General features: G+C 72.7%; 18 protein-coding genes. 13 read left to right on the forward strand and 5 right to left on the reverse strand.

Features of this window, described 5'->3' with window-relative positions; all coding sequences use genetic code 11:
- Positions 1-193 precede the first annotated feature (193 nt).
- The gene (locus tag ABT093_RS24345) at positions 194-1,078 is read right to left on the reverse strand and encodes a hypothetical protein (protein ID WP_350567890.1); all 885 of its coding nucleotides are present in this window, start codon (positions 1,076-1,078) and stop codon (positions 194-196) included.
- Between the two features lie 177 nt (positions 1,079-1,255).
- Here ABT093_RS24345 and ABT093_RS24350 point away from each other — a divergent pair, with 177 nt between their 5' ends.
- The 3 genes from ABT093_RS24350 to imuA' all read left to right on the forward strand — a co-directional run bounded on the left by ABT093_RS24350 (position 1,256) and on the right by imuA' (position 3,145).
- Positions 1,256-1,528: a hypothetical protein gene (locus tag ABT093_RS24350; protein ID WP_350567893.1), complete on the forward strand. Its 273-nt coding sequence runs from the start codon at positions 1,256-1,258 to the stop codon at positions 1,526-1,528.
- A gap of 286 nt (positions 1,529-1,814) precedes the next feature.
- Entirely contained in the window at positions 1,815-2,426 is a 612-nt protein-coding gene (locus tag ABT093_RS24355) for a hypothetical protein (protein ID WP_350567896.1), read from the forward strand.
- Positions 2,423-3,145, forward strand: a complete 723-nt coding sequence (imuA', locus tag ABT093_RS24360; RefSeq protein WP_350567899.1) for a DnaE2-dependent mutagenesis accessory factor ImuA' — start codon at positions 2,423-2,425, stop codon at positions 3,143-3,145. The genes ABT093_RS24355 and imuA' overlap by 4 nt, the downstream gene beginning before the upstream one ends.
- 120 nt (positions 3,146-3,265) lie before the next feature.
- Here the strand turns inward: imuA' and ABT093_RS24365 are convergent, their stop codons facing one another.
- On the reverse strand, positions 3,266-3,955 hold the full coding sequence (locus ABT093_RS24365; protein WP_350567902.1) for an HNH endonuclease family protein: 690 nt from the start codon (positions 3,953-3,955) through the stop codon (positions 3,266-3,268).
- A gap of 311 nt (positions 3,956-4,266) precedes the next feature.
- Between ABT093_RS24365 and ABT093_RS24370 the strand changes: the two genes are divergently transcribed.
- From ABT093_RS24370 to ABT093_RS24385, 4 genes are read left to right on the forward strand one after another with little or no spacing between them, the layout of a single operon-like run.
- Positions 4,267-4,401, forward strand: coding sequence for a hypothetical protein (locus ABT093_RS24370; RefSeq protein ID WP_350567904.1), 135 nt, complete (start codon positions 4,267-4,269; stop codon positions 4,399-4,401).
- A complete protein-coding gene (locus ABT093_RS24375) occupies positions 4,398-4,967 on the forward strand; it encodes an RNA polymerase sigma factor (protein ID WP_350567907.1) in 570 nt (189 codons plus the stop codon). The genes ABT093_RS24370 and ABT093_RS24375 overlap by 4 nt, the downstream gene beginning before the upstream one ends.
- A 4-nt stretch (positions 4,968-4,971) precedes the next feature.
- Positions 4,972-5,706 carry a hypothetical protein gene (locus ABT093_RS24380; protein WP_350567909.1) on the forward strand — a complete coding sequence of 245 codons (735 nt, stop codon included), beginning with the start codon at positions 4,972-4,974 and terminating at the stop codon, positions 5,704-5,706.
- 39 nt (positions 5,707-5,745) lie between these two features.
- Positions 5,746-5,913 carry a hypothetical protein gene (locus ABT093_RS24385; RefSeq protein ID WP_350567912.1) on the forward strand — a complete coding sequence of 56 codons (168 nt, stop codon included), beginning with the start codon at positions 5,746-5,748 and terminating at the stop codon, positions 5,911-5,913.
- An 86-nt stretch (positions 5,914-5,999) separates the two neighbouring features.
- On the opposite strand, the gene ABT093_RS24390 is transcribed toward ABT093_RS24385, so the two are convergent.
- On the reverse strand, positions 6,000-6,737 hold the full coding sequence (locus ABT093_RS24390; protein ID WP_350567915.1) for a TIGR02391 family protein: 738 nt from the start codon (positions 6,735-6,737) through the stop codon (positions 6,000-6,002).
- Between the two features lie 302 nt (positions 6,738-7,039).
- On the opposite strand from ABT093_RS24390, the gene ABT093_RS24395 reads away from it, so the two are divergent.
- The 6 genes from ABT093_RS24395 to ABT093_RS24420 all read left to right on the forward strand — a co-directional run bounded on the left by ABT093_RS24395 (position 7,040) and on the right by ABT093_RS24420 (position 13,983).
- The gene (locus ABT093_RS24395; RefSeq protein WP_350567918.1) at positions 7,040-7,678 is read left to right on the forward strand and encodes a hypothetical protein; all 639 of its coding nucleotides are present in this window, start codon (positions 7,040-7,042) and stop codon (positions 7,676-7,678) included.
- Between the two features lie 13 nt (positions 7,679-7,691).
- Positions 7,692-10,139, forward strand: coding sequence for a helix-turn-helix domain-containing protein (locus tag ABT093_RS24400; protein WP_350567920.1), 2,448 nt, complete (start codon positions 7,692-7,694; stop codon positions 10,137-10,139).
- The gene (locus ABT093_RS24405) at positions 10,139-10,687 is read left to right on the forward strand and encodes a hypothetical protein (RefSeq protein WP_350567922.1); all 549 of its coding nucleotides are present in this window, start codon (positions 10,139-10,141) and stop codon (positions 10,685-10,687) included. Before ABT093_RS24400 ends, ABT093_RS24405 begins: the two co-directional genes overlap by 1 nt.
- Before the next feature lie 288 nt (positions 10,688-10,975).
- The gene (locus ABT093_RS24410) at positions 10,976-11,233 is read left to right on the forward strand and encodes a hypothetical protein (RefSeq protein ID WP_350567924.1); all 258 of its coding nucleotides are present in this window, start codon (positions 10,976-10,978) and stop codon (positions 11,231-11,233) included.
- An 80-nt stretch (positions 11,234-11,313) separates the two neighbouring features.
- Positions 11,314-12,315, forward strand: coding sequence for a hypothetical protein (locus ABT093_RS24415; protein WP_350567926.1), 1,002 nt, complete (start codon positions 11,314-11,316; stop codon positions 12,313-12,315).
- Between the two features lie 405 nt (positions 12,316-12,720).
- Positions 12,721-13,983 carry an AlbA family DNA-binding domain-containing protein gene (locus tag ABT093_RS24420; protein WP_350567929.1) on the forward strand — a complete coding sequence of 421 codons (1,263 nt, stop codon included), beginning with the start codon at positions 12,721-12,723 and terminating at the stop codon, positions 13,981-13,983.
- Between the two features lie 125 nt (positions 13,984-14,108).
- On the opposite strand, the gene ABT093_RS24425 is transcribed toward ABT093_RS24420, so the two are convergent.
- Positions 14,109-14,594: a hypothetical protein gene (locus ABT093_RS24425; protein ID WP_350567931.1), complete on the reverse strand. Its 486-nt coding sequence runs from the start codon at positions 14,592-14,594 to the stop codon at positions 14,109-14,111.
- On the reverse strand, positions 14,591-15,235 hold the full coding sequence (locus tag ABT093_RS24430; protein ID WP_350567934.1) for a helix-turn-helix domain-containing protein: 645 nt from the start codon (positions 15,233-15,235) through the stop codon (positions 14,591-14,593). The genes ABT093_RS24425 and ABT093_RS24430 overlap by 4 nt, the downstream gene beginning before the upstream one ends.
- Positions 15,236-16,614: the final 1,379 nt, after the last annotated feature.

The following is a 16,614-nucleotide window of genomic DNA, read 5'->3' on the forward strand; positions in this document are numbered from 1 at the left end:
CTGCGGTCGGCTGCAGACGGCTCACCGCCAGCGTCACCGCACGCCCGGTGACGCGCACGCGGGACTGGGCCGACGGGCGTCGCCGCCCTGCTGGGCCCCGCTCGGAGGCAGCGACGACGCCTTACCGGGCGCCTGCACCACCAGCCGGCCACCAAACCAACCGCAACCCTGGGGCCAGGCCCCCGGCCGACTCCTACCGATCCCGCCGGCCGCCGGACTCCAGCGCGCGCACCTTCTCGGCCGCGGCCAGGGCGGCCCGGCTCGCCCGATCCGCAAGGTCCCGGGCCTGCCCGGCATCCTTCTGTGCGGCCAGCACGCGCTCCTCGGCCTGGGCGAGTGCCTCCCGGGCCTGCTCGGCCTCGTCGCGCGCCGTCTGCCGGGCGGACTCGGCCTGGGCGAGCACTCGCTCGGCGCCGTCGCGCCGGTCGGCTGCTTCCCGCCCGGCCCGCTCCTTCGCCTCTGCCTCTTTGCGCGCCTGCTCCAGCACACGCTCGCGTTCCCGGTTGCGTCGGGCCTGCTCGGCCTCGGCCCGCTTCCCCGCGCCATCCCCTCCATCGGCCGCCCGGCGCGCCGGCGTCGGCTTGGCATCCGGCGACGGCCGGGGGTCGCGCGCGGGCGTCGGTCTCCCCCGTCGCGGGGAAGCCGGCCTGGGCGCTGCCTCTGCCACGTCGGTACCCGGCCCGCCATCTGCGGTGCCGGGCCAGGCCACCGGCTCCAAGGCGGCAGCGAGGCGGCCCGCGGCGAAGGCCTCGGCGGCGTCCGGATCCGCGAGCGCCGCGTTCACTGTCTGCTCGACCTCGTCTGCGGCCTCCGGGCCCAGCGGGTACCCGGCGTCCTCTGCTGCCCGCCGCGCCTGGCCGAGTAGCTTCCGCACCAGCTGCCGGCGCCGCTCGCCGAGCGCGCGGAGCCAGTCGCCGGCGAGCTGCTCCTGGGCGTCGCGTAGCTCCTGCCCGAGGCCGAGGAGGTTGGCGACAAGGTCTTCGTGGTGGTGGGCGAGCTGGTTGACGGCCCATGCGGCCCGGGTAGGGCGGTGCAGCGCGCGGATGCGTGCGGCGAGGGGTCGGTCGGTCTTCTTCAACCGGTCGGCGTGCTGGTTGCGGGTGGCGGTGAAGTCGCCGGGGCGAGGGTGTAGAGCTCGTCGGCGATCCGGTCGAAGTCGCTCTGGTCGGTCATCGTCTCGGACTCTACGGCGGGCGGGCCGCGCGGGCAGGCGGTGGCCGATGGTGTGTCGGTGGTGGTTGCGATGCTGGCGGGCATGGACGACGACGAGGTGCTGATGCGGGGGCGGGTGTACGGGGCGGACCACGGCGAGGACTGCGGCCCGCGGCCGGGGCGCGCGTACCGGGAGCTGTGCGGAGGGCCCCTGGACGGTCTGCTGCTGGATGTGACCGGCTGGAGCGCCGAGCAGCTCGCCGACGGCGCCGCGCTGCTGACGGAGATCGGCCGATACGGCGCCGGCGGCCGGGCGCACTACGAGCCGCGCGTTGCGGACCCGCTCCGCTGGGACTGGGCCGGCGACACTCGTTGACCGGCCGCCCCCAGGCCTGCCCGGCGTGCCTGGACGGCTCGGTCGCAGCCGGTGCGCAGCAGGCAGGTGCCAGCCGGTGGTGCTCAGGGGTCCTCCCGGTGTATGGCAGCCGCTGGTCGGTCTGGGGGGCGAAGACCCGTTCGAAGCTGCGTGATCGCCTCTCCCTGCCGATGCTGCTCCTTTTCACGGCGGGCCGGGTCGGCGAGGGTCGGAGCTGACGTTTGATCACTCTAGGAAGTTATCGAACAATAGTTCTATGACGTCGGCTGTCCCCTTCTCTCGCCCCGTGCGCCCCGAGCCCGCGCCGGGCGATGCCGAGCGGGCGCCGCGGGAGCTGATGTCGCTGCCCGGGTACTACCGGGATGTGCGCCGGTGGCGGCTGGTGGAGATCCGCCACGGGGGCCGGTGGCGTCCGGGGATGCTCACGGTGTGGCGGCGCCCGCCGGGAAGCGCGCTGTGGGTGGTGCATGTCCGCTGGGCACCCGACGGCCAGGAGCCGGAGGGGTGGGGCTGGTTCCTGTTCGATAAGGACCGCATCCGTCCCCTGCCCGAGCCCACCGGCCGGCCGCCCGCGGGGGCGCCGTACTACGGCGTCTGGCGGGATGCGGTCGTCGTGCCGCCCGAACTCGCCGGCCCGGCCGCCACGGATCCGGCCGAGCAGGCCTGGCGCCTGGCGTGGGTGCGCGCCGAAGGCGGGTGGCGCTCGGCGCTGCTCACGGTCCGGCGCAGGCTCGGCCCCGGGCCGTGGATCACCCACGCCCGCTGGGGCGAGGACAAGGCGGCGGCCTGGCTGATCGCCGACGGCACCGCAGTCCAGCCGCTCCCGCCCATCGGTGGCACCGCCCCGGCGGCTGCCGCGCCGACCGCCGAAGACACCACCACTTCGGAGACGGGGTGACCACCGCGGCGGCGCAAGCCGCGCCGCTGGCCGGTCGGCCGCAGCTGGCAGACCTCCTCGAGGCGACGTCACCGGCCGCCCGGGCCCGCGAGGCGCGGGCCGCCGTGCTGCCGGTCCTGGCCGCGCTCGCCGGCCTCCTGCCGCACGGCGGCCTGGCGAAGGGCACCATCACCGAGGCCACCGACACGGGGCTGCTGCTCGCGCTCGCCGCCGGTCCGGCGACCGCCGACCCGCACGCCTGGACCGCAGCCGTCGGCCTGCCCGACCTCGGGCTGGCCGCGGCGGCCGGCTATGGCATCGACCTGCGCCGCCTGGTCGTCGCCGACCACCCTGGCGAGCACGCCGCCGAGGTCATCACCGCGCTCGCCGCCGCCTGCCCCGTCGTCCTCGCCGCCACCCCCACCGGCGTGCCGCCGCGAGCCCTGGACCGCCTCGTCGCGCACTTGCGGCGCACTGGCACCGTCCTGCTCACCCCCGGCCCCTGGCCCGGCGCCCACCTGCGCCTGGAGGTCACCGCGTCCCGGTGGTCCGGCCTCGGGGACGGGTTCGGTCAGCTCACCGGTCGTCGGGCCGAGGTCCGCGCGACCGGGCGCGGCGGCGCGCACCGCCCCCGCGCCGCCGAACTGTGGCTGCCCGCCGGGGACGGCACCGTCACCACCGCTGTGCCCGAGACCGTCGTCGGCGGGGAGAAGCCGGACGTCGTTGTCGCCTTCGGGTAGCGGTAGGGGGGACCCGCCGCACGGCTGGCGGCCGCCGCCCTGGGGGGTGCGGCGGCCGCCCCGCTTCGGTGTCGGTGGTGCCGGTCTACGGCCTACTGGGTGTGGGTGTCGGGTTGGGGGTCAGCGGGCGAGGGTGATGGTCAGGGGCTCGTTGGGGCAGGTGGCGCCCAGGTCGCGCAGGACGGTCTTCTCCTTGGTGTCGACGCTCTGGCGCCAGCGGGTCTTGGAGACGGTCCACCGGGTGAGGTAGTCGCACGTCTCCTCCTCGATCGGGCGCCACTCGGCGATGTCCTTGTCGCTCTTGCTGCGGTTCGAGCGGGCGGTGACGGCGACCAGGTCACGGGGCTCGTCCAGGTCGTTGGCGTAGGCCTGGCGCTCGGCCGCGCTCCAGGCCGAGGCCCCACTGTCCCAGGCCTCGGCGAGCGGCACCACATGGTCGACATCGAGGGCGGAGGCGTCGGTGACCACCACGCCGTCGTAGATCGAGTACCAGGTCCCGCCGGTCAGCGAGCAGCCGGGGCCGATCTGCGGCGCCTCGACGGCTTCACGCAGGATGACCTCCTTCCTGGTGTTGCAGCCGTCCTTGTCCGCGTCAATCCAGTGCCGGAAGGCGGTCCGGACGTAGCCAGTGCGGTCCTCGTCGGCGACGGGCAGCGCCTCGATCGCCTCCAGCAAGGGCACAGTCAGCGTCTCGCCGGCGCGGTGCGCTGCGGTGGGTACGGGGGCGGCCTGGGCCGGGACGGCGAGCAGGGCGAGGGCTGCGGCGGTCAGCGCGGTGGCGCCGCGGCGCCACCAGTTCGTGGTGATCATGGTCTACGGCTAGCAGCCGGCTGCGGGACGGCGGCGGTCCGTCACCTCGTGCGCGGCGCGCCGCGGTTCTCGGTTGACGCGCGGTCTGCCGCTCTCCGAACGTCTGCGCGCTTCCGTCGGCCGACCTGCCGTCGGTGCGTCCGCAGCCGGAGGTGCCCGCCCAAATGCGATCACTCAGTAGGCGGATTGACACGCTCCGCAATTTTCTTCGTGCCGGGGCTAAACGAAACGGGCCGCATGCCGGAAAGCTGTCACTTGACGTCACGCCGCCCCCACGGAATGACAGCACCCGAGCATGAGAGGTCCTGCAAGTGAACACCTTCATCCGTCGAGTCAGCCCCCAGCCCGCCGCCACACCCGGCCAGGCCTGGGTGCGGCCGGTCGCCGACCACCCCGGCTCCGCCGAGCGGCACCGCGGCGCGCTCGACCGGGCGGCCGCCGCGTGAACCAGGACGTGCACGGCGGCGACCACGGCGACGATGACCGGCCGCTGGTGTCGATAGAGTTCGACGCCTTCTTCGAGCACTACCACCAGCGCTACCTCGACTACGCCCGCGCCCAGCTCACCCTGAGCGAGCCGGAGCAGATCCAGGACCTGGTCGAGGACGTCTTCGCCCACCTCGGCGCCGACTGGGACCAGGTCCTGGCCCACCCCAACCCCGTCGGCCACGCCTGGGGCCTGCTGCGCTTCGCGGTCGAGAACGAGCGCCGCCAGCGCGGCGAGGTCCTCATGCTGGTCGAGCAGAGCGTCTTCATGGACGCCGCCAACCGCGCCACCCGCCCCGTTTTCGAGGCGCTGGAGGACGGGCTCGGGATCTACCACGCCATCAGCCGCCTGCCCGAGCGCCAGTACGACGCGCTGCTGTTCAACCGCTTCCTCGAGTACAGCACCGCCGACACCGCCGCCGTCATGGGCATCAACCCGAGCACCGTGCGCGTGCTCGTCCACCAGGCCCACAGCAAGCTCCGCAAGCTCACGCTGCTCGCCGCCGCCGAGTCCGACGAGGAGTAGACCGGTGCACACCGAACTCGACCACCTGACCCACACCGCCGCCCCCTACGCCCGCTTCACCGGCTACGACCCGAAGGCCGGCCGCCGGCGCATCGCGGCGAAGATCGCCGCCCTCAAGCAGCAGGCCGCGCCCGCCCCCGAACCCGAGACCGCGGCCACGCCCGCTCCGGCCGGCCGCCCGCACGAGCAGTACCTGACCTTCCAGCAGCACGCCGAGCGCGACCTGCGCACCCTCGCCACCTGCATCATCAACGAGGACGACGCCCCCGACCACCTCGACGCGCTGCGCCTCAGCGGGGACCCCAGGGGGGCCCTGGTCTTCGCCGCCCTCCTCCACCTCAGCGGACACCCCGTCAACGCCCAGTTCTGGTTCCAGTTCGCCGCCGGCGGCGGGGAGAGCAACGCCGGCTACGCCCTCTACCTGCACCACGCCGCGCTCGGCGAGCTCCGGGACGCCGAGCACTGGTACCGCGAGACCGCCCGGCTCATGGACCAGCCCCACCGCGCCCGCCCGGCCACGCCGGCGCCCAGCCTGCCGCCGGTCGACCTCTACCTCTTCAACATCCCCTGGCACAGCCAGTACCTGCCCGAGGACACCACCGACCTCGTACGGCCCGACCCGAAACTGCGCAGCACCGTCGACGACCTCGACACCGTGCGCGAGGACGACCGCTTCGGCACCTTCGTCCTGCCCACCGAGACCATCACCGAGCAGCTGCACGACCTCGTCTGCCAGTAACCCGCCCGCCGACACCGAGCCCACCACCAGGAGACAGCCGTGTCCCCCGCCCTGCACCACGCCGCCCTCATCACCGCCGCGAGCACCGCCTGGTACGCGGTGGCGATCACCGCCGCGGCCGTCACCGCCGTCGCCGCCCGCAACGCCGACCGCCGCCGCGACGCTCGCGAGGTCCTCAAGGTTCTCGTGCGACGCAACGCCCGCTGACCCCGCAGGGCGGGACGCGGTCCGGTCCGGCCCGGCCCGGCCACCGCGAGGGTGACCGGGCCGGACCGGGTTGGCGGCACGCCCGGCTACTGGGTGCGGCGGCGCCCGGCCCGGTCGACCTGTCGCAGGAGCAGGTCTGCGAACTGGATCACCTCGGCTGCCTCGATCGGGTCGTCGAAGTCGACGGTGCGGTGGCTGGTCGGGTTCTTGTAGGCACCCATGGCGCCGGCGAACAGGGCCGATGCCGCCTCCTGCTCGCCGCCTTCTGCTTCGGGGTCGGCGAGCGGGCCGCCGGGCTTGCCGTGCTGGTGCGGCTGGAACGCGGCACGCATCAGCCTGACTCCGACGAGGGAGTTGTCGAGCCCGGACGCCTCGCGGACCGCCACCTCGACCGCCTTCATCGCGGCGAAGCAGGCGGTCTCGTAGTCGCCGAGGTTGAAGTTCGTGCGGACCGTGCCCTCAAGACGGGGGTGTAGAGGCCCGGAGAGGCGTTCGCCCGCTTCGAACCGCGCCATGCCGTCCGGTGCCTGTATCAGCTCCCGGGCCTCCCGGGACACGCGTCGGAAGGCGTCCGACTGTGTGTGGTCCCGGGACAGCAGGGCACGCGACTCCAACCAGCTCCAGGCGTCGGCCAGCCGATGGAGCAGTGCATCGGCATCCCGTTCATCGCGGAACGCCTGCCGCATCGAGTTGATGAGGCCGACGAACTGCAGGTGCTGATGACCGCTGTCGACGTAGTAACGCAGCAGGAGCAGCGCGACGTCCCTGGTGGGCAGTTGGCGGATCTGTTCTACCGGTACCGGGGAGGAGTGCGTGATGTTCATGGCCGCACAGTATGGCTTCGGACCGACAGCCCGTCCCGACTTTTGGCGCCTCCCGTTGTCACGGCAGAGGGCCCCGGTGGGGCAGACCCCGGCATGCCGCGAGCCAGAGGGATGGACAGACGGCCGTCCATGAGGCCCGGAGGCGGCTCGCCCACGCCTCGCCTGGCCGCCCGTCCCCAGCTCGCGGCTTCGGATTCCTGGCGGACTCCGGCGTGCGGCATCGGCGTGCACCCCTTCCTGTTTGACGTCCAGAATGTACAGCCGTACTATTTGTTTAGGTTCTACTGTTTGGGAGTGGTGTCGTGAGGATCAGTTTCGACGGCGAGCAGGTCGAGGTGCCCGACGACCTGGGCCGGGCGCTGCTCGCCGCGCTGCGGGAGGGGAGGCTGGTGGAGCCGCCGCGGGCCTCCGGCTTCGACGACCTCACCGCTCTGGTCGCCCGGACCAGCCACGTCATCCAGCACCTGGCCGTGTTCAAGGAGCTGACGCTGTCCCGGGCGGACGCCACCAGCGGCTACTCCAATCGCCGCGCGCTGGGCATCGCGGCCGGCATGTCCCCCACGCAGCTGGGCCGGGTCCTCGAGGGCCACGGCCTGCCGCGCGACCGGCGCGCCGACGGCGTCAACCTGGTCGTCGCGTTCCGGACCACCGACGACGGCGTCCTGCGCCTGGCCTCCGAGGACGACGTAGCCGCCCTGCCGTCGTTCACCCTGCCGTTCGCCCCGGCGGAGCGGGCGACCGAACCGACCGAGTACTCCGGCCGGGAGCTCACCTTCTACTACCGCCCGCAGGTCCCGCTCGCCGCGGCCGGCCTCGGCCGCAGCGCCGGCTACACCCTGCGGCACGCCGAGCGGGGCCTGATCGCCTGTGTCGCCGAGCCGGTCTTCGACGCCCTGTTCGGTGACCCGCGCCTCGACCCGACCCGACCCAACGGACGCTGAGGAGAACACCCCGATGTCCGACGAGCTGTTCCACTCCGTCGACGAGCTGCTCGCCGCCGTGAGCACCGGCCTGCCGGTCCCGGCGGAGCGCAAGCGGCTGCGCCTGGCGGCCGGGCTCACCCCGGCGCAGATCGCCGCGGCCCTGCGGGTGAACTCGGCCCTGGTCCAGGGTTGGGAGGACGGCAGCGCCGTCCCGGGCCCGGACATCGCCCCGGCCTACGCCCGCCTCCTCGACGGCCTCGCCGCGCGCTTCCCCGCGCCCGGGCAGCAGGCCGCCTCCGCGCCCGCCCCGGTGCAGGGCCCGGCCACGCCCGAGCAGCAGGCCGCCCCGGCGCCGCAGCAGGTGATGCTGGACCAGCACCCGGACGGCTCACTGGTGATGGGCCCGGCCGCGCCGTGCGTGCAGTGCGGGCAGCCGTCCGTCTACCGGGCCCAGGGCCGCCCGATGCACCTGGGCGGCTTCTGCCGTCCCGCCGCTGCGCCCGCTGCCCCGACCACCCAGGCCGAGCAGCCGGTCCCCGCCCCGTCCGTCCCGGTCGCACCCGCAACTGCTCCTGCTCCTGTCGCCTCGGTGCCGGTCCGGCCCACGCCCACCGCGGCCCCGGCCGCGGCCAAGGCGCGCCGGGCGACGTCCCGTCCCGCCTCCCGTCCGGCTGCGCCGCGTCCGGCCGCTCCGGCTGCCGCTGCGCGCTGGTGGCCGATGGTCGCGCTGGACGTGGCCGAGGACGGCACCTGGGCGCTGGACGTCCCGGGCTTCCCGGTGCCGGCCGGGATGAAGCTGGGCGACTGGTTCGCGTGGCTGGGAACCGGCCTGCCGCTGCGGATCGAGCGGGCCCATCCGTCCGGGCGAGGCGGTGACGGCACGGTCTGCCTGACCGCCGGCGCGCTCAAGCAGCTCGGCCTGCCCGCCGCCCTGCCCGGTACGGAGAAGGCCCTGGCCTCGCTGCAGGCGAAGCTGGCGAAGGCCGCCGCCGCGGTCGGGATGGAGGTCTCCGAGCACGTCGGGCCGACCTTCCACGCCTTCCGCCGCGCGGGTTCGGCCGGCGGGCAGAAGACGTCGGTCCGGGTCGTCGTGGCGCCGTGGCTCGGGCAGGGCGACGCCCGCCAGCAGGCCACCAGCGCCCTCGCCCTGCCGCTCGCCACCGCGCCCGACGGCACCGTCGACGGGGCAACGTTCGCCCGCCGCTTCCGGGCCTTCACCACCGACCTCGGCGTCGCCCCCGGCGCGACCACCGCCACCACCGGGATGGCCCTGCTGGAGGCGGTGCGCCCGCGCGTGGAGTGGGTGAAGGACCCGGCGACGGGGGAGTGGTTCTCGCACCTGCGCGAGGGCGCGCTCCCGACGGGGGACCTGTGCGTGCCACCGGCCGCCGGGGCCCGCCACCCGCTCACCCGCGAGCTGCTCAGCAAAGGTGAGGCGGTGTGCGAGGAGGAGGACTACAAGTGGTGGGCCCGCGAGCTCACCGCCGAGGAGTCCGTGCGCCCGTGGGCGGTGGCGGTCGACGTCTGCGCCTCCTACCTGTCCGTCACCGACTCCCTGCGCCTGCCCGCCAGCCCGCTGGAGCTGGTGCAGAGCCCGGACTGGAACGGTGGGAAGACCGCCGGCCTGTGGTGGTGCGACTTCACCACCACGGCGGTCGACGAGCTGCTGCCGCACCCGGCGACCTTCCACGGCCGCCCGCCGACCGGGCCCGGTTGGTACGCCACCCCGACGGTGGCCTACATGGCCACCACCTACGGCTTCGACCCCGCCACCATTACCCAGGCGTACCTGTCCCCGCACACGGTCCCGTTGCTCAAGGAGTGGACCGGGCACCTGCGGGCCGGCTACAAGCGCGCCTACGCCGGCCTCGGCCTGGTCGACGGCCAAGGCCCGGAGGAGTTCCTCGCCGCCTACGCCGTTCACAAGGACACCGGCACCGACCCGGTCCGTACGGACGCCCTGGTCCTCGCCGGCCTGTACAAGAACATCTACAAGGGCGGCATCGGCAAGTGGGCCGACTCCGCCCGCCACCTCGACGACCAGGCGTGGCTGGAGAAGGTCGCCGCCGCCTGGTCCTACCGCCCCGAGATCCGCTTCCACATCATCGCCGCCGCCCGCATCGCCGCCCACCGCCGCCTGCGCAAGACCCTCCAACTCACCGGCCGCGCCCCCTTCGCCGTCAACGTCGACTCCTACCTCTACGCCACCGACGCCCCCTCACCGCTGGAGCTGCTGCCGGTCAAGGACGACGGCACACCGGTCCCCGGGGCGCTGCGCCTGGGCATCGCCCCGGGCAGCCACAAGCACGAGGCCTCGATCCCGCTGGGGGTCGTGGTCGAGGCGATGGAGCGCCGGGAGCACCCCTCCAAGCTGGTCCACCACTACACCACCGACGGCATGGCGATCGGCCCCGAGCAGACCGGAACCGACGACGGGGCCGCCGGTACCGGCGGCGACGATGAGGAAGGCGGGAACTGATGGCGGGCGGATTGTTCGGCCGGGTGCGCGAGGCGCTGTTCCCCTCCCGGAAGGCGCCGGTGCAGTCCACCACGCAGGCCGGCCAGGTGCGCGAGCGCAAGTACGGCGGGAACACCAAGGCGATGGCCGCCGCCTACGGCGTCGCGCCGCGCACCGTGCTGCGCTGGATCGACGGCACCCGCCACCCCACCAAGCAGCAGAACGTCGACCAGCTCCAGCGCGAGGCCGTCGAGGTGCAGACCACCGAGCGCGGCCGGGAGCGCAAGGCCAAGCAGCTCGCCCAGCGCGGCACGATCTCCGGGATCGGCGCCCGGGTCGGCCGCGCCGTCAGTTTCGAGATCCGCGGCTCCGACGCCGTCCGAGCCCGCGACATCCACCTGAACCTGACGGGCGAGCAGGCCGCCGCCCTGGCCGTCGCCGAGGACGAGGGCGACGTGCGCGCCGTGATCGGCCAGGCCCTCGCCGACTACTTCAACGGCGGCGCCGGCTACGGCGGATTCGGACCCGACGACTTCGAGTTCGACCCCAACGACTTCGACCTCAACTGACCGAACAGCACCATCGGCCAACTCGCCTATTTACACCGCGAGTTCATGCAGGACGATCACCGGCCGGTGGCCGCGCCCCGCACCGGGAGCATCGCGGCCACCGGCCCGCCGCGACCGGCCAGACACGGCTACGGCAGGCGAGAATCCAGGGAATCCGGACACGGCGGCGGAGCAGGAGGAAATTCCGAACCGCATTCCCGGCGCCCCGATGCCGGGTTTGCACCCTAATTCTCCGGAAGCGTTCGACCGCGAAATCCGCCAGGAATTCCAAGGAGGGGACAAGGCCTGATGACGACCGACGACCACCAAAACGACCACGGCCGCGGTGACGCCGACCAGGAGCTGGCGGACCTCGAGGCGGCGTGGGCGCTGACGCCGGCGCGGTGGCGCTGCGCCCACTGCGGCGACCGGATCACCGGGGAGGGCATCACCTGGTTCGGCCCTCTCCCGGAGCCGGGTCAGGACCGCGACGCCGGGCCGCGCTTCCACATCGACCGCGACGCCTGCCGCATCGCCGGCGGCCAGCCGCCGATGGCCGTCCGGTAGGCGAAGCCGTCCGGCCGTCACCGTCCGGTGGCGGCCGCCGTTGAACCACACGCACAGCCCAGAGAAGGGGAGGCATCTCCATGCCGGACTCCGTGAAGCCGGTCCCGAACACCACCGGCCCCGACCCCGCCGCGCCCGGGCGGTTGGAGCTGTCCGCCTCCCGGAGCCGGCCCGCGCCCGCGGACCGGGACCTGGGCCGCCCGCTTCTGGACTCGCCGCTGGTGCGCGGCGCGATCTGGCTGCGCTGGTCCGGCGACGACGGCATCCGCACCCTCCACCACGGCGCCGGCCTGGCCCGCGGCTGGACCGAGCGCGATGTCGACGGCCTGGACGGCTGGGCGGCCCTGATCGACGGCCGGATCGTCCTCGGCCCGGGGCCGGACGGCCAACCGGCACCCGTCGTGCACGCCGAGGCCTGGCAGGCCGGGTCGACCCTGCACGCCGCCCTCGCCCAGCACCCCGCCGCCAACGACCATGACGAGTACGAGGACGACGGCCAGGAGCACGGGCTGCTCGGCGACGTCCGCCGCCGGGTCCGCCGGCGGGCGGCCGGGATGACCCTGGAGAGCATCCAGCAGGCCCTGCAGCGGGCCCGGGAGGACGAGCGCGCCGCCGATCGGTACGCCGACGCCGGCTACGAGGCCGCGTTCGCCACCGCGGCCGACGCCCTGGCCGAGTGGCAGCGCGTGCACGACCACACCGCCCGGACCGGCGCCGAGCGCTACGATCCCGACCTGGACACCGTTCTCCAGCAGGCGCTGCGCGCCGAGCACCACCGCCGCGACATCGCGGACCGTGCCGCCGAGGCTGCCTACCAGGCCCGGCAGACCACCGATGCCGCCCACCGAGGCCTCGCCGGCGCCGCCGCCCAGCCCCTCTATACCGCCCTGGAGCGCGCCGGCCTCCACTTCCTGACCGACGACGACCACCGGGCCGTCCGCGACCTCACCCGCGCCCTTGATGCCGCCACGGTGCGCCAGGTCATGGACTGGTTGGAGCGCACCCGCACCGCGGCCCTGGCCCTGCGCGGGGCCGAGCAGGTCCCGCCCGGCCGGTCCGTCGTTCGGCGAAGCCGGCTCTGACAAGCCGCGAGGCGCCGGTCACCTGGTGGTGGTCGGTGCCTCGCGCTGTTCCTGCGGAGAGAGCGGAGCCGGGCTCGGCGAGGGCCTCCAGGGCCCTCTGCCGGGCTCACGCGGCCTGATCCGGGCCGTGGGGCGCCGCTTGCCGCGCAGGGCCGTCAGCGGCCTTGCAGGGCGTCAGGAGGCGTTCGGGAGGCCGGGGTCGATGTGGCCGCCGACGACGTGGATACGGGCCGCGCGGGCGTGGCCGTCGCAGACGATGTACCGGCCGGTGTCGCTGGCTGGGTAACGGGCGCTTGCAGCGTTCCCGTAAACGGAAGTCCCCTTGTCGCCCCTGCTCCGTACCCTGGCCTTCAGCCTTTTGGGCTACGGCCAGGGACGGCTCTGGATCACGGAAGCAGGACCTCAGTGACTTCGATCTACCTCTCCTCCGACAACCCCCGGTGGACACCTAAGACAGAGGCCGATCTTCAGGCCGCCATCGACGGCGGTCTGTTCGAGGAAAGCCACCATCTGGACCTCAAGAAGGCTCCGAACAACAAGGGCGACAACAAGGAACTCGCTCGGGACCTGTCCTCGTTCGCCGTCGACGGCGGCACCCTGATCATCGGCGTGCAGGAGAACAAGGACAGCCGCACCTTCGAACTCGCCCCGCAGCCCCTGAACGGGCTGCCGGAGAAGATCGAACAGGTGGCCCGGACCATCCCCGACCCGCCTCTCACCGTCCTCACCGAGGAGATCAGCTCGGCGGCCGACGACGGGACCGGCTATCTCGTCGTGCATATCCCTGCCAGCCCCGTAGCACCGCACATGGTCGACAACCGCTACTTCGGCCGGGGCGACAAGACCAAGTACCAGATGGGTGACGCCGAAGTCGTCGCCCTCCACGCACGACGGCGCGACGCCGAAGCCGACACGGTCAAGCTGCTGCGCAAGGAGATGGACGAGGACCCGCTGCGCGACGTCGGAGCCCAGTCCCACTTCTTCCTGGTTGCCCGGCCCACGGCCGGACGACGGGACATGTGTCTGCCCATCACCGGTGCCCAGGACTGGAACACGCTCCTCCAGGCGCTAATCCGCCGTGTCAGGGAAGACCAGACCCTACGGACCGCACTCTCCAATCGGGGCTTCAGCCCGGACTTGGGCGCTGCCCACCGGGGACGCCGGCGGGCAAGGGGTGTGGCTCTCAGTTCTTCGAACCTCAAGTCAGACCGCACGCATGCCCCTGAGGGCAGGTGGGGCGACGAGGACGTGATCGAAGTCCAGCTCTTCGAGGATGGAGGGCTACGGCTGTTCATGTCCCGCCTGTCCGACGGGTCCGAGCGGAATTCGAAGGATGAGGAGCAGGTTCTCCTCGACGTGGGCGCTGTCGTCCTCACCCGGCACATGCTGGAGCTGATGCGCCTGATCTCCGACGACAGGGGCTACCACGGGAACTGGGCTGTTGCGGTCGGAGCAAATCGACTCCGCGGCCGCCGCAGGCACGCCGAGCAGTGGGGGTTCTCCAGCAACGACAGGTACAGCGAGGACACGTACGAGGAGAGCACCGGTGCGACCCTGGCGGAGCTGCGCGACGCACCAGGTGCGGTGACGGGAAGGCTCCTCGGCCCCCTGCTCCGCTCGCTCGGCTCGGAGGACACCTTCGCCAAGGCCCTGACCGACCAGGAATGATTCCCTCCTGGGGAAGGGTGTGCAGCGGCGGGCCCGAACGTCGAACGGAGCTGACCATGGTCCTGGCCCTGTTCCGACGTTCCGGCCTGCCGCTCACCCCACGGGTGCAGATCCCCTCCCGGGAGCTACCTCACAGCCTTGAGCCGGGGGCGCTGGCTGATGTCGGAGACCCTATTGGAGCGCTGTTCGGCCTTGCGTGCCTTCTCCTCCTGGTGCTGGGCGAGCCGGCGCTCGTACTCCTCCTCGAAGTCGCCTTCGTCGAGCCGCATCTCCGGCGGCAGCGCCCGCATGGCCTGCTGCTGCTCCTTGGGCGTGTTGAAGGCCGCGATGGCGGGGTGGAGCTGGAAGCGGCCGCGGCGAACGACGGTGACCAGCCGGGCGGCCACAAGGTAGGGCATGGCTCGGCTGATCTGGTCGCGCCCCATGGCCAGCCCGTTGCCGAGCTCGTCGTGGGTGGCCGCCACCAGGCCGCCGGGCTCCTGCTCGGTCAGGAGGTGGAGCAGCAGGGTGTAGGCGGTGGGAGGGAGCCGCGGTACGTAGGCCAGACCGTTGAAGCTGCCCCACAGCGGCCGGCGCGGTGCCCACGCGTCTCCGATGGTGGTGACGGTCATGACGTCGTCCCTTCCTTGAGCTTCCGCGGTTCCAGCGAAGCACCCGGCTGCGCCATTGCCTTGAAGGCGTCGGGGGCGTCCGGGTCCTCCATGATCTCGCGCAGCAGGTCGAGCTGCTCCACGCGCTCACCCTTACCCGCCACGGCGGCCCGCTTGCCCTTCTGGGGGGCTTTCAGGCCCCCGCGCAGGCTAGCGGCGGGGTTGAGCTGGTAGAGGCCCCTGCGGACGCTCCTGATGGCCCCGTCGGCCTCCAGGACGTGGAAGACGCGGGTGATGTGCGGTCGGCTGTACTCGAGGTACTCGGCGACCCGGCCGTGCGTGGTGTCCACCAGGCCGCCGGGCTCCTGGCTGCCCATCAGGGTGAGGAGCACGACTAGGACGAACCGGTCGCTGTCGTAGCGCTTGGCGGCCCACCGCATGAACTCCAGCGAGTCCATGGAGAACGCCTCGCCCACGAACCCGGTGCTGGTGGGCAGCGGGAAGACCTGTGCGGCGTGGCCGGGCGGCAGCTCGACGGTGCTGGAGCTCGGGATCCGGTTGTACGAGGTGGCCGGCGGCTTCGGACGCCGCCGCCGGCCGCGCGCCGGCTTCGGCTCCGGCAGCTCGGCAGCCGAGCTGCCGTCCGTGGACCCTGCGCTCATGCGGTAGCTCTCCTTGATCGGGTTGAACGTCAGCATCCTGACACGAACGTGGCAGTACAGCCACGCATTCGTGGCAGGACACGCACGGAAGTCACCGCAATGTCAGCCCAGGACTGACCGAACGACGGTGCCGAGGGACACGATCACCCGCAGCGCCGGTGGATAAGTCCCGCGGACCCCCGCGACCAGTTCCGTAGCAGTACTGCCACCAAACACCTGCGATCCGTCAGCACTGCCTGACCTAGGAGCCGCGGATATGTCAGCCCTGGGCTGACATTCAAACCACCACACAACGCCCTGACCTGCAACGATGCAGCACCCCAACTCTCAGAACGTGCGCGCGCGTGATACCGCTGATCAGCCGTCGGCACAAGAACCGACACACCATCACCTCACCCGGGTTGGAGACCACCCTCGTCGGCCTCCAACCCGTGCCGCAGCATCGGCCTGCGGCCGATCCGGTAGTCGCCGCGCCCGCTACGCTGCGCCCTGCCGAACGGCGGCTGGACTGCCCTTCCGCCCGACGTGCTGGGCTTCCAGCCGCGCGGAAGCCCCGGCAGGGGCTCCTCCGGACCCCGCCCCCGCCGGATCCGCACACCCGCTGGCCACCATCGTCCAGAAGCAGGCTCTGTTCCTGGACGGACCGCAGCTGGTGGCTGAGAACCAGCCCACGGAATTCACGTTCGCCGATCTTACGCCTTCACATTTCGCGCTCCCTTCGTGTCCTCCCGCACGAAATAGGCTGTCAGGAGCCATTAGGTCCATTCTTCACCGTGCAAGAAATTGCAATGAATCGGCGTTAAAATCCGAATTCACTGGGCATTTATTAGGTGCCCCGGAACCCTGCCGCATCTCCAGAGCTTAGCGGGCGACTCGCTTTGATGCACGGGGACCTGTGAAGCCCACCCCCGGCGCCACTCCAACGAGTGACCCCACTACCCGACCATCCCTCACCAACCCGCCCCCCAAGGTGCGAAGCACCCCACCCACCATCCCAGTTAGCCCGGGCGAAGCCCGAACCCCACCCCACCCCGCCAAGGGCCGAAGGCCCTACCCTGACACCCACCCAACTCCGCAGCGAAGCGCGGAGTTGACTCACCGCAACCACGCGCGCGCAGCGCCCGCCACCCCCGCCGATCGGGCGCAGCCCGATCCGGCCGGCGCAGCCGGCCCACTGCCCGCGCGCAGCGCGGGCCAGCCTCGGGCGGAGCCCGAGGCCCCCGGCCGAAGGCCGGGGCAGTACCGGCGCCAAAGGCGCCGCGCAGCGCCGAAGGCGCAAGCAACAGAACGGAATAGCACACCTCTGAACACCAGTCAAAACACTCACGAACTGGGAGGTGATCATCGGCGTGGTCGCGCAGCGCGGCGTGTGCGTCGGG

The sequence above is a fragment of the Kitasatospora sp. NPDC002551 genome (assembly GCF_040296005.1).
Classification (GTDB): Bacteria; Actinomycetota; Actinomycetes; order Streptomycetales; family Streptomycetaceae; genus Kitasatospora.